Source organism: Bosea sp. PAMC 26642 (assembly GCF_001562255.1).
Classification (GTDB): domain Bacteria; phylum Pseudomonadota; class Alphaproteobacteria; order Rhizobiales; family Beijerinckiaceae; genus Allobosea.
On the sequence record NZ_CP014301.1, the window covers coordinates 507,510 to 520,359 of the forward strand.

Below are 12,850 nucleotides of genomic sequence, written 5' to 3' on the forward strand. Positions count from 1 at the left end.
CGCCGCGCTAAACCCAAGCCGCAACACAAGAATCCCACCTGGAGAGAAACATGACCAAAGTCGCCTTCATCGGTCTCGGCGTGATGGGATATCCCATGGCCGGCCATCTCAAGGCCAAGGGCCATGAGGTCACGGTCTACAACCGCAATCCGACGAAGGCGCAAGCGTGGGTCTCCCAGCACGCCGGCATCTCGGCGCCGACGCCCGCCGATGCGGCCAAGGGCCAGGAAATCGTCTTCTGCTGCGTCGGCAATGACGAGGATCTGCGCTCGGTCACACTGGGCGATAACGGCGCCTTCGCCGGCATGGAGAAGGGCGCGATCTTCGTCGATCACACCACGGCTTCGGCCGGCGTCGCGCGCGAACTCGACGCGGCGGCCACTGCTGGCGGCTTCGGCTTCATCGACGCGCCCGTTTCCGGCGGGCAGGCGGGCGCCGAGAACGGCGTCCTGACCGTGATGTGCGGCGGCGATCAGGCCGTTTATGCCCGCGCCGAACCGGTGATCGCCGCCTTCGCCCGCATGTGCAAGCTTATGGGTCCTGCGGGCTCGGGCCAGCTGACCAAGATGGTCAACCAGATTTGCATTGCCGGCCTCGTCCAAGGCCTGTCCGAGGGCGTGCACTTCGCCAAGCGTGCCGGGCTGGATGTCGAGGCCATGCTGGAAGTCATCTCGAAGGGCGCCGCCGGCTCCTGGCAGATGGAAAATCGCGGCAAGACCATGAATGCCGGCAAGTTCGATTTCGGCTTCGCCGTCGACTGGATGCGCAAGGATCTCGGCATCGTGCTGGAGGAGGCGCGCCGCAACGGCGCCCAGCTTCCCGTTACGGCGCTCGTCGACCAGTTCTATGCCGAGGTCCAGAAGATGGGCGGCCGGCGCTGGGATACCTCAAGCCTGATCGCGCGCCTGGAGGACTGAGGCGCCCCCGTCATTGCGAGGAGCTGAATTAGTTCGCTGCGCTCGCAATAACGGCCGAGACAAGCAAAAGGCCCCGGATCGCTCCGGGGCCTTTTTGTTGCGCGGCGCTATTTCAGATTGAGCGATGGCGGCTGGTTGAGATCGAGGCCCGGCAATCCGCCGCCTCCGCCCAGGCCCGGGATCTGGATCGAGTCGAACTGCTTGTCGATCGACTTCTGGTCGAGCTGCACGGCCGAGGCTTTGTAGTGCATCACCATCTGCGGGAAGATCACCACCATCGCGACCATGATGCACTGGATCACCACGAACGGCACGGCGCCCCAGTAGATCTGCGCCGTCGTCACGGGCTCCATCATGATGCCCGTCACCTTGTCGCGGTAGCGGTCCTTCGGCGCGACCGAGCGCAGAAAGAACAGTGCGAAGCCGAAGGGCGGATGCATGAACGAGGTCTGCATGTTCACGCCCAGGATGACGCCGAACCAGATCAGGTCGATGCCGAGCTTCTCCGCCGCCGGCCCCAGTAGCGGCACCACGATGAAGGCGAGCTCGAAGAAGTCGAGGAAGAAGGCGAGGAAGAACACCATCACGTTGACGACGATCAGGAAGCCCGTCGCCCCACCCGGCAGGCCGACCAGTAGATGCTCGACCCAGACATGGCCGTTGACGCCGTAGAAGGTCAGCGAGAACACCCGCGCGCCCACCAGGATGAAAAGCACGAAGGCTGAGAGCTTGGCGGTCGATTCCGTCGCTTGCTTGAGCAGGTCGAAGGTCATGCGCCGCTTGCCATAGGCGAGCAGGATCGCGCCGGCCGCACCCATCGCGCCACCCTCTGTCGGTGTCGCGACACCGATGAAGATCGTGCCGAGCACCAGGAAGATCAGCGCCAGCGGCGGCACCATCACGAAGATGACCTGCTCGGCCATGCGCGAAAGCAGGCCGAGCTTCAGTACCTTGTTGATGATCGCCAGCACGAAGGACACACCGACCGCGATCGACATGGTCAGGATCACGAAGTCGGCACCGGCCTGGATCTTGGTGAAAAGCTTCATGCAGGCATAGGCGGTGCCGAAGGCGATGATCGTGATGACCAGCAGCGACATCCGGCGGGTCTGGCCATCGGCGTCGCGCAGCGTCTGCGCCTCCGGCGGCAGGCCGGGTGCGCGCTTGGGATAGATGATGGTGACGAGGAAGACGTAGCCGGCATAGAGCGCGGCCAGAACGAGGCCTGGAATGAAGGCGCCTTCATACATGTCGCCGACGGAGCGGCCAAGCTGGTCGGCCAGCACGATCAGCACGAGCGAGGGCGGGATGATCTGCGCCAGAGTGCCGGAGGCCGCGATCACGCCCGAGGCGAGCCGGCGGTCGTAGCCATAGCGCAGCATGATCGGCAGCGAGATCAGGCCCATCGAGATGACGGATGCAGCGACGACGCCGGTCGTCGCCGCCAGCAGCGCACCGACGAAGATCACGGCATAGGCCAGACCGCCGCGGATCGGCCCGAAGAGCTGGCCGATCGTGTCCAGCAGATCCTCGGCCATGCCGGAGCGTTCCAGGATCAGGCCCATGAAGGTGAAGAATGGGATCGCCAGCAGCACGTCATTGTTCATCGTTCCGTAGATTCGCTCCGGCAACGCCTGCAGGAAGTTCTCCTGAAACATGCCGAGTTCAATGCCGACGATAGCGAAGAACAGGCCGTTGGCGGCGAGCGCGAAGGCGACCGGATAGCCCAGCAAGAGGAAGGCTACGAGCGCGGCGAACATCACCGGGGCCATGTTGACCCGCATGAAGTCGGCGAAGCCGGCGGCATGGGCCTCGCCGGTATGCAGGCTGAAAAAGGCAGTGACGGTCAGCGCGAGCAGAAGGCCGGCGACGCGCGAAAGGCGGGATGCGGTCATTGGGCAATGGTCCGGACGAGTGCGGAAATCGGCAAGTCGAGAAATCGGTCGCTCAGGCGAGGCCGTCGGCCTTGGCCTGGTCGAGCAGGCGCTGCGCCTCCGCCTCGGCGGCTGCGGCATGGCCCTTGAGCGTCTCGTCGTCCTCCAGATGCCCTCGCATGATCGCGATCTGCTTGATGATCTCGGACACGCCCTGGAAGGTCAGCATCAGGAAGCCGACGATCACGAGCCCCTTGGCCGGCCATTGCGGCAGGCCGCCGGCCGAGAGCGACTGCTCGTTGACCGCGAAGGAGCGCGTGAAGAACGGCCAGGAATGATAGACCATCAGCAGGCAGAACGGCATCAGGAACAGCGTATGGCCGACGAGGTCGATCCAGCGCTGCACGGTCTTGGGCAAAAGGCTGTTCACGATATCGATGCGGATGTGCTCCTTCACCTGCAGCGTCCAGGCGGCGCACATCAGGAACACGGCTCCGAAGAGCATCCATTGCAGCTCAAGCCAGGCATTGGACGAGACGTTGAAGACCTTGCGGATGATCGCATTGACCGTCGCGACGATGACCGCCAGCAGGATCAGCCAGGCGACCTTCTTGCCGATCTGGCGGTTGATCGCGTCGATTACGCGGCTGATCTTGAGTAGTCCGTCCACGCTCGTCCTCCCAGGCATCCTTTGGTCGGCTGGATGCGCCCTTTGCATAAGGGTCATGTCGCGCTGTTATACGAAGCTTTAAGGCAGCACAAGATTGTGCGCCGCAATCGCGGGCGATCAGCGCGATCCGGATCGGTCGATCCGCAGACCGACCAGCCCGACCGCCATCATCGCCCACATCATCACCATCAGCGCCTGCGGCCAGAGCGTCACCAGCCAGCTGATCAGGATCGTCGCGAGCGCGCTGGAGCCGAGCTGGATCGCGCCCATCAGGCCTGCGGCGGAGCCGGCGAGTTCGGGCTTTGCAGAGAGCGCCTCCGCGGTCGAGCCGGGGATCGTCAGCCCGTTGCCGATGGCGTTCACCGCCAACGGCAGGAACAGCCCCAGCGGCGACCAGGATGGGCTGAGCGAGAGCCCCAGCGCGACCGTGAGCGCGACGCAGGAGATCACGAGCCCGAGCCGCACCATCCGCCTCGTTCCCAACCGGACGGCCAGCCGCGACATGGCGAAGTTGCCGACCATGTAGCCGAACGCGTTCAGGATGAAGTAGGTGCCGTAGACGTCGGGTCCGCGCCCCATGGTCTCGACCACGATATAGGGCGCGGCCGCGATGAACGCGAAGAACGCCCCGGAGCTCATCGACAGCGCGATCACATTGGCGACGAAGCCGCGATCGATGATCAGCGCCGGAAAGGCCCGGAAGATGCCCAGGAACGACGTCTGCGCGCCGATCTGAGGAGCCGTCTCCGGCAACCGCGCGATCGTCAGCAGCAGGACGATGACGCCCGCTGCCGTCATGAACCAGAAGATCGCGCGCCAGCCGAGGATGCCCTCGATATGGCCGCCGAGATAGGGCGCGATCATCGGCGCGACCACCATCACCATGGTGACGCTGGCGATCTGGCTCGCCGCCTCGTCGCGGTCTGCGGTATCGCGGATGATCGCGCGCGTCAGGGCGAAGGCCGAGCCCGCGCCCGCGCCTTCCAGCACGCGCGCCATCAGCAGCACGCCGGTCGAGGTCGCCATCGCTCCGAGCACCGAGCCGAGCACGAACAGCGCGATGCCGGCCACGACGCAGGGCCGGCGTCCGTAACGGTCCGACAGCGGCCCGATCACGAGCTGCGTCAGGGCCACCGCGACCAGGAACAGCGTCAACGTCAGCTGGATCGCGGCGTAGTTTGTAGCGAAATGGCGCGCCAAAATCGGCGTCGCCGGCGCGAGCAGGTTGAGCGCGATCGGCTGCAGGGTCGAAATCGCGACCAGCATCAGCAGCGTCGGTTTCGCCGGCACGAGGGACGATGTCATGCCGGTGGGCCTTGCAGCTTGAGCTTGGAATCGGGCCGCACCCGCTGCCGGTGCATGGTGTAAAGGCCGCTGCCGACGATCAACGCGATGCCTGCCATGGCGAGAGGGTCGGGCACCTCGCCCCAGACGAGATACCCCATCGCCACGGCGAAGATCACCACCGAATAGCGGAAGCCGGAGACGACGCCGAGATCGGTGTTGCGGAAGGCGCCGATGATGAAGAAGCTGCCGGCCGAGACCAGCACTGCCGCAGCCGCGACATAGAGGGTCTCGCGCCGCCAAACGGGTTCCCAGCTTTCGAACAGGCCGTAACCAAGAGCCAGGATGCCGACGAGGACGGTCGTCGTCAGCGAGACCACGGTGGAGGGCACGTCGTTGCCGATGCTGCGGGTGAGGAGATCGCGGCAGCTGATCAGCAGCGTGCTGAACAACGCGACGGCCACCGCCGGGTCAAGGCCCTCGGCGGTCGGCCGCACGATCATGAGCACGCCGCAGAATCCCACGGCGATGGCAACCGTTCGCCGCCAGCCGACCTTTTCGATGCGGAGCAGCACCGCCAGCACGACGATCAGCAGCGGGGAGGCCATGCCGATGGCGGTGATATTGCCGAGCGGCAGCTTGCCGAGCGACCAGATGAAGGTCAGCGCCACACTCGCCTCAACCAGGCCGCGCAGCAGCACGATCGGTCGGAAGGCGAGCACCAGTCGGTCGGCGTGCCCGAGGCCGAGAACCAGAGCGAAGGCGGCCAACACCGCGAAGATCGTGCGCAGACAGATGGCTTGCCCTGCCGGATAGACCTCGCGCGCGAGCTTCATCAACGCGTCGTTGCAGGTGAAGAGCGACATCGCGGTCAGCATCGTGATGATGCCGCGGCGGTTTTCGGCTGCACTGGCCAAGGCGTCGGTCCGCTGCGCTTGGCTCAGGCCGCGAAACGGTCGAGCGAGAAGGGCGTGAGATCGAAGGCCGATTGCCCGGAGGTCGAGAGATCGGCCAGGATTTCGCCGATCGCGCTGGAGAACTTGAAGCCGTGGCCGGAACAGCAGGATGCGAACACCGCCTGCGGCACGCCGGGGACCGTGTCGATGATGAAGTCGTCGTCGGGCGTCACGCTGTACACGCAGCCCTTGACGGTCAGCGGCTCGCCCGCCGCGTCCGGGATATAGCGTGCCAGACATTCGCGGATGAGCGCCAGCTGCCGTGGGCTCGGCGTCCTGTCGTCTTCGCGCGGGTCCATCGGCTCGCGGCCGAAATGCGGCCCGCCGAGCTTGAACCCGGGGTGCTCGTAGAGCGGAAAACCGTAGAAATTGCCTTCCTCGACGCTGAGGATGAACACCGGAAACGCGCCTTCCCGGAACAGCTCGGGCCGGCGCGTCGTGAACCAGCCGATCGCCTGCCGCACCGTCGAGACGTTCTTCGCCAGCGCGGGCACGGCATCCGCGATCCAGCCGCCGGAGGTGATGACGAGCCGTCCGGCTGAATAGGTGCCCCGTTCCGTGCGTACGACGACGCCGCCTTGAGCCGTCGGCGTCCAGTCGAGAAGCGGCTCGTTGGTCCTGATCTCGGCGCCGCGCGACTGCGCAAGCCCGACATGGGCGTAGATCGCCTTTTCGGAGGCGACAAAGCCGCCATCGGGCTGCCAAAGCCCGATATGGCCTGCCGGCAGCTGGAAGGCAGGAAAGCGCCGCGCGATCTCGCTGGCATCCAGCTGTTCATGCGTCAGACCGTGGTCGAGGCAGGATTGCAGCGAGGATTCGACGGGTCCCGACCCCTCCGGCGCCAGATCGAGCGAGCCGGTGACATGGAGCAGCTTCATCCCGGCCGCATCGCCGGTCTGCTGCCAGAGTTCATGCGCGCGCCGCACGATCGGGACGTATTGCGAGCCCTCGAAATAGGCCAGCCGGATGATCCGGGTCATCCCATGTGACGAGCCCATCGCGTGGCCAAGGTCGAAGCGCTCGAGCCCGAGCACCTTGAGCCCGCGCTGGGCCAGGTGCCAGCAGGCGGCGGAGCCCATCGCGCCGACGCCGGCGACGATCACGTCATAGCTATGGCTCGTCATCGGAAGGGCTCTGCTGCGGGCGACCGGGTCGCGAGCTTTACAGCGCGGGCCGGCGCGGGTCCATGCCGCCCGGTGCATGGCAGGAAGCGCTGGCCGTCTTCAGATGACGCCGCGCTCAAGGGAACCAGTCCGGCTGTGCCCAGACATCGCCGTGAGACTTTGTTAACGATGCGCGACCATAACGGGACGGTTCAATGGTGTCCGGGAATGGCTGATGCTGCGTGACAGGGTTCGGCGCTGGTTGGGCGGTCGAAGTCAGGTCGCGGTGCCGGCCTTGGCTGCAACCGGCGATTCCGTCGTCGCCGCCCCGGTTCTCGATAGCGGCGAAGATGCCCTGCGCGAGGCCGTCAGCACGCTCGAACAGGACGTCGTGGCCGCGATGCGCCGTCTCAAGGGCGGGCTCGACCACGCCGAGGATTTCTCGGCCCGCTCCGAGGGACGCTCCCGCGAGATCCATGACAGCATCGCCGATGTCCGGGCCGCGACCTTCACCGCAACCACCAATTCGGTCGCGCTCGCCACGGCGACCCAGCAAGTCTCGCAGGCCGCCGAGGATGTCGGCAGCTCGATGAGCAGCGCCCGCGAACGGTTGGATGCTGCCGCCATCCGCGCCGGCGAGGCGACGCAGATGATGACGGGCCTCGCCGCCGCGACGATCGAGATTCGCAGCATCGTCGACTCGATTGCGGAGATCGCGCGCCAGACCAATCTTCTGGCGCTGAACGCGACGATCGAGGCGGCCCGCGCCGGCGAGGCGGGCCGCGGCTTCGGCGTCGTCGCGCAGGAGGTCAAGTCGCTCTCGGTCGAGGTGCGCGACGCCGTCGATCACATCCGCAGCCGGGTCGATCGGCTGACCCAGACGGCGCAGGGCTCTGCTGTCATCGTCAACGAGGCGCTGCAGATGGTCCGGGACGTCAACCCGGTCATCGCCGCCATCGGTAGCGCCTCGCATGAACAGGCGGCGGCCGCTGCCGAACTGTCGCGCAGCGCCGAGGCGACGGCCCGCTTCGTCGAGACGGTCCTGCACCGCGTCGATGACATCGACCGCGTCGCGCTCGCGGCGGCGGGCGAAAGCGCCAGCGCCCGGGAAGCCCTGTCGGACGGCGCGCGTCAGGCCGACAGCATGTTGCGGCGCTTCATACCGACTCTGCGTCATTCCGCCTTCGCTGACCGGCGCCATCATGATCGCTACCCGGCCGAGCATCGCGCTGAAATCCGCTTCGGCGCCATCGCCTCGTCCTGCCAGACCGTCGATCTTGGACTGGGCGGCGCGCTGCTCGCCTGCCCGGGACAGGCGGAACTGCGGTGGGGCTCGGCCGGCACCATCGTGCTCGACGGCCTGCCGCCGATCGCGTGCCGCCTCGTGGCGAATACCGAAATCGGCTTGCATGTCGCCTTCCACGAGGCGGCCATTGCGCAAAACCACCCGTTGAACGGACTGGTCGAGGAGATCGCGCGCTCCTACCGGCCGCTGATCGACAAGGCGCAGGTTTTTGCCGCCGCTGTCGTGACGCTGATGGAAAGCGCGCTGGAGCGGGGCAAACTGACGGAAAGCGATCTCTTCGACATCGACTACCAACTGCTGCCCGGCACCGATCCCCGGCAATACGCCAACCGGGCGCTGCCCGCTCTGGAAGCGCAGTTGCCGCCGCTCCTGGCCGCGACGCTGGCCGGGGACAAACGCCTCGTCTTCGCCTTGCCGATCGACCGCAACGGCTATCTCCCGGTCCACAACGAAGAGTTTTCGCAGCCGCAGCGGCCCGATGATCCGGTCTGGAATGCCGCCCACAGCCGCAATCGCCGCATCTTCGACGATCGCGCCGGCATCATGGCGGCCCGCTCGGTCAGGCCCTTCCTCGTCCAGTCCTACCGCCGCGACATGGGCGGCGGCGTCACCCATGTCATGCGCGAAGTCGATGCGCCGCTGCGCGTGCGCGGACGGCATTGGGGCGGAGTGCGGATGGCATACAAGATGTGAGTGGCGCTACAGCCGCTCCCACACGAACGAAATGCCAAGCGCCCGCAGCGCCGGCTGCCACAGCCCGCTGGCCTGTTCGAGACGCTGCGCGTCATAGGCACCCTGGACCTGATGCACCTGCAGCTGCCAGCTCGCGCCACCCGAATCCGCCCAGGTCTTGCCGAGCAGCCGGCGCAGCCGCTCGGGATCGCGCGCGCCGGGCCCGTTGCCGAACACCGTGAACTGCGGCGAGTTCTGCAGCATGTCGGAAACCACGAGCAGCGTCTTGTCTCCGCTCTGCACCCGCGTTTCGCGGCGCGACATCACATCGCCCATCGCCTCGACGATCGGCGAGAGGTTGCCCTTGGCCGGCTGCGCCAGCACGACCAGCGCCTCGTCGAGCGGCTTGCCGAACTTCTCGACCCATTTCAGGTAGTCGCGCCGCGGATTGCCGATCAGCTCGCTGGCGGTGCGGCCGGGATTGCACAGCGCGATCAGCGCCGGAAAGCCCGGCTCGAAACTGTCGTTGAAAACGTAGATCGAGAGCAGCCGGTCGGCCGGCAGCGCCTCTCCGACCGATTTGACCAGCCGCTTCAGCCGCCCGGCCTGGACCTCGCTCCACGGGTCGCTCTTGTCGACGAGGATCAGCGTGTGGCCGATAGGGTCGGTCTTGCGACACAAGGTCTCCGGATCGCGCGGCGGGCCGCCGAGCAGCGCCGGCGCTGCGAAGAAGCCGATCAGCGCGGCGCCCGCCAGAACGGAGGCGACGATCGCCCAGCTCTCGTTCTTCATCGTCTGCGCCTAACGAGCCGTGGCAACGAATTCGGCGGCGATGGTCTTGCGCGCCGCCTCGTCCTGCTCGAACGCGTCGCGCCCGGCCTCTGCGGCGCGCGCCTTCAGCCGCTCGATCTCGCCCGCCAGATCGACGCCGCGGATCAGTGCCAACTGGTCCTTGAGCTTGGCCTCGATCAGCGCCGGCATATTGGCGAGCTGCCGCTCGAAGTCGGCGAGGAGCGCCACGAGTGCGCCATAACTTTCCAGCTCCGGCGGCTGGTCGATCTCAGGCAAGGTCACGCCTTGCGAGAAATAGGCCGGCGGCAGATCGGTGCGCACTTTCAGGTTCGCGTCGCGATATTGCATCAGCGCCGCGTCCTTGGCGTCGCGCAGCTGTTGCAGCCGCGTAAAGTAGATGTCGCGCGCCTCGTCGGCCTGCGTCTTGGCGATCCGCAGTTGGCCGATCTCCGCCCGGCAATCGCTTCGGAAATCCTCGACCTGCCCGCGCAACTGCTCCAGCTCCGGCAGCAGATCGACATCGATGCGCCGCCGCTCGGTCTCCACCGCGCTCCAGCGCTGCCGCCAGCTTTTGTAGGCGCTGGCATGGCCGGGATAGTGGCCGAAGGCGGCATAGCCTTTTGAAGCCGAGACGAAGGCGACGAGGCAGCCGATGATCACCAGTGCGATCGACTTCAGATCGTAGATGGCGAGCAGATTTGCCTGCATCCGCGGCACCACCTGGATCGAGGTGGCATCGGGATTGGCTATCAGCATCTCGCGATAATGACCCACGGCCAGGTTGAACAGCACGATCACCAGCGCTATCCCGACAGAGGCGGGCAGGGCCCAGAACAGATGAGAGGCCTTGACATGCTGGCAGTAGCGCACCGGCCCCAGCCCCATGATGAAGCCGAGTGAAATGTTGAGCGCCGAGATGATGACGGCCGTCGCTGCTCCGCCGACCAGGCCGAAATCGCTCGCTTCGGCGAAGAAATTGCCGTTCAGCAGGCTTTCGATCGCCAGCGGCACCACCAGAAAGGCCAGGATAAACTGCCATTTGTCGAGCTTGGGGTCGCTCATCCGCTTGTGCACGTAGTTGAAGTACTCGTATTCCCGCTTGGCCCGGAGCGCGTCGTAGACCTTCTGCTCGAGCTCGCTGCCATGCCGGGTCAGAGCCGCGCGCATTGCGGCCTCGATCGATTTGACACGAGTCGCGTAGCGCGACTCGGTAAAGCGCTCGCGCGCGCCGAGAACGGCGGCATGGACCGCGTTGAGCTTGGCCCCGACCTCCTGCCGAAGCGCCACCTGCATGTCCCGGACCTTGCCGAGGAGCGCGAGTTCGGTCTGCGACAGCATTGAGGAATGCGGCGGCGGATGGTTCGAGACGGCGTCGCTGGCGCCGCTTTGCCCAGCCTGAACGCTTTCGGCCAGGTGATAGCCTGAGATCGGCGGCAGATCGGGCATCTGGCGGGCTGGCGAGGTGTCGCGCGGGTCAATGGACATGGGAGGCCCGCATCATGAACTGGCGCGCATCCACGACATCGGCTCGAAAGTCGCGGAAGCCCGGATAGGCAGGTCGGCGATAGGCGCGGTCGAACCAGAAGGCGAGCGCGGTCAGCGCTGCTGCGATCGGAATCGAGGGCGCGACCCAGGCGGCGAGGCTTCGGCCGCCATCGCCCTGCACCTGCAGGACGGCGAACACGCAGGCGACGATCGCAAGCATGGTCAGCATGGTTCCAATGATATGCCTGCCGGTGTCATGGGAGAGCTGTAGCACGACAGTCAGTCCAGTCGTCACGACGGCGGCACAGAGTTCCAGCACGACGATGAAAGCCAACAGCGCGGCAAGCAGGCCGAGCGTCAGCAAGAGCCAGCCTGCGTTCGGGGCGACGACGCCGAATACGCGCAGGGCCGCGTTGGAAGCGCTCCAGAAGCAGAAGATCAGCAGCACGATCACGAAGCAGGAGAGTATCCGGATGTCTCGCCACAAAGCATGGGCGATGGCGACGAGTCTTGCGCAGTAGGTATCCCGCACCACGCGGCCGAATGTATGAAATGTCGATCTGATCTTGGGATGGATCGTCCGCAGCATCCAACACCCGCAACACGCTCGACCAGCGCCCAACCTATCCGACCATGATAGGAGGTCAAGATTGCGTCCGGCCGCGTCGGAAATCCGATACCTGCGTCCTAGCCGCCGGTCACGCTCATATGGCGCCCGACCGCGGGCCGCTCGCGCCGCCGGTCGATGACGAAGTCGTGGCCCTTGGGCTTGCGCGAGATCGCCTCGTCCATGGCGCGGTGAAGCATGGCGTCGTCCGCCGAGGCGCGGATCGGCGCCCTCAAATCGGCGGCGTCCTCTTGCCCTAAGCACATATAGAGCGTGCCGGTGCAGGTCAGCCGGACGCGGTTGCAGCTCTCGCAGAAATTATGCGTCATCGGCGTGATGAAGCCGACGAGCCCGCCGGTCTCCTTCACGCGTACATAGCGCGCAGGCCCGCCCGTCCGGTAGGGATCGTCGATCAAGTTGTAACGGTCCATCAGCCGAGCCCGCACGATCGAGAGCGGGAGGAACTGGTCGATGCGGCCGGGCTCGATCTCGCCCATCGGCATCACTTCGATCAGCGTCAGGTCCATGCCCAGCCCGTGAGCCCAGCTCATCAGGCTCTCGATCTCGTCCTCGTTGACGCCCTTGAGTGCGACGGCGTTGATCTTGACCCGCAGCCCCGCCTTGCGCGCCGCCTCGATGCCGCCGAGCACCTTGCCGAGATCGCCCCAGCGCGTGATCTTGCGGAACTTGTCGGCATCCAGCGTATCGAGCGAGACGTTGATCCGCCGCACGCCGTAGTCAGCCAGTTCCTGCGCATAGCGGTCGAGCAGGGAGCCGTTGGTCGTCAGCGTCAGTTCTTCCAGCGCGCCGGAGGCGAGATGGCGCGAGAGCGAGCGGAACAGGCTCATCACGTCGCGCCGCACCAGCGGTTCGCCGCCGGTCAGCCGCAGCTTGCGCGTGCCGCGCGCGACAAAGGCGGTGGCGACGCGGTCGATCTCCTCCAGCGTCAGCAGATCGCGCTTCGGCAGGAAGGTCATGTCCTCGGACATGCAGTAGACGCAGCGGAAATCGCAGCGATCCGTCACCGAAATGCGCAGATACGAGATGTCGCGGCCGAACGGATCGATCAGCGGCGCACGCGCGATCTGAGAGATTCCATTGGGCTTGATGTCGTCGAGAAGCACGCGGGCGTCATCCCAGGATCAGGTCGGCCGCTTATCACCCAGGAGGGCTGCGACGGCCGA

General features: G+C 66.0%; 11 protein-coding genes. 2 read left to right on the forward strand and 9 right to left on the reverse strand.

Translation table 11 applies throughout. From position 1 onward, the window contains the following. Nucleotides 1-50 precede the first annotated feature (50 nt). The gene (locus tag AXW83_RS02385; protein WP_066610294.1) at nucleotides 51-917 is read left to right on the forward strand and encodes an NAD(P)-dependent oxidoreductase; all 867 of its coding nucleotides are present in this window, start codon (nucleotides 51-53) and stop codon (nucleotides 915-917) included. A gap of 107 nt (nucleotides 918-1,024) precedes the next feature. On the opposite strand, the gene AXW83_RS02390 is transcribed toward AXW83_RS02385, so the two are convergent. From AXW83_RS02390 to solA, 5 genes are all read right to left on the reverse strand, one after another. Beyond that, nucleotides 1,025-2,689, reverse strand: a complete 1,665-nt coding sequence (locus AXW83_RS02390) for a TRAP transporter large permease (protein WP_082767439.1) — start codon at nucleotides 2,687-2,689, stop codon at nucleotides 1,025-1,027. A 175-nt stretch (nucleotides 2,690-2,864) separates the two neighbouring features. Beyond that, nucleotides 2,865-3,461, reverse strand: a complete 597-nt coding sequence (locus AXW83_RS02395; protein WP_156639706.1) for a TRAP transporter small permease subunit — start codon at nucleotides 3,459-3,461, stop codon at nucleotides 2,865-2,867. Between the two features lie 117 nt (nucleotides 3,462-3,578). Next, a complete protein-coding gene (locus tag AXW83_RS02400) occupies nucleotides 3,579-4,766 on the reverse strand; it encodes a multidrug effflux MFS transporter (RefSeq protein ID WP_066610299.1) in 1,188 nt (395 codons plus the stop codon). Continuing rightward, nucleotides 4,763-5,662, reverse strand: a complete 900-nt coding sequence (locus AXW83_RS02405) for a DMT family transporter (RefSeq protein WP_066610301.1) — start codon at nucleotides 5,660-5,662, stop codon at nucleotides 4,763-4,765. Before AXW83_RS02405 ends, AXW83_RS02400 begins: the two co-directional genes overlap by 4 nt. Nucleotides 5,663-5,685: 23 nt before the next feature. Further along, a complete protein-coding gene (solA, locus tag AXW83_RS02410) occupies nucleotides 5,686-6,825 on the reverse strand; it encodes an N-methyl-L-tryptophan oxidase (protein ID WP_066610303.1) in 1,140 nt (379 codons plus the stop codon). Between the two features lie 214 nt (nucleotides 6,826-7,039). Between solA and AXW83_RS02415 the strand changes: the two genes are divergently transcribed. After that, a complete protein-coding gene (locus AXW83_RS02415) occupies nucleotides 7,040-8,803 on the forward strand; it encodes a methyl-accepting chemotaxis protein (RefSeq protein ID WP_082766901.1) in 1,764 nt (587 codons plus the stop codon). A 6-nt stretch (nucleotides 8,804-8,809) separates the two neighbouring features. Here AXW83_RS02415 and AXW83_RS02420 read toward each other — a convergent pair whose 3' ends face one another. The 4 genes from AXW83_RS02420 to moaA form a co-directional block, all read right to left on the reverse strand. Further along, a complete protein-coding gene (locus tag AXW83_RS02420) occupies nucleotides 8,810-9,574 on the reverse strand; it encodes a hypothetical protein (protein ID WP_066610307.1) in 765 nt (254 codons plus the stop codon). A gap of 9 nt (nucleotides 9,575-9,583) precedes the next feature. Next, nucleotides 9,584-11,059 (reverse strand): hypothetical protein, encoded by a 1,476-nt coding sequence (locus AXW83_RS02425; RefSeq protein ID WP_066610309.1) that lies wholly within the window; start codon nucleotides 11,057-11,059, stop codon nucleotides 9,584-9,586. Next, nucleotides 11,049-11,648, reverse strand: a complete 600-nt coding sequence (locus tag AXW83_RS02430) for a hypothetical protein (RefSeq protein ID WP_066610311.1) — start codon at nucleotides 11,646-11,648, stop codon at nucleotides 11,049-11,051. The genes AXW83_RS02425 and AXW83_RS02430 overlap by 11 nt, the downstream gene beginning before the upstream one ends. Nucleotides 11,649-11,746: 98 nt before the next feature. Next, nucleotides 11,747-12,775, reverse strand: coding sequence for a GTP 3',8-cyclase MoaA (gene moaA / locus AXW83_RS02435; protein ID WP_236841910.1), 1,029 nt, complete (start codon nucleotides 12,773-12,775; stop codon nucleotides 11,747-11,749). Between the last annotated feature and the right edge of the window lie 75 nt (nucleotides 12,776-12,850).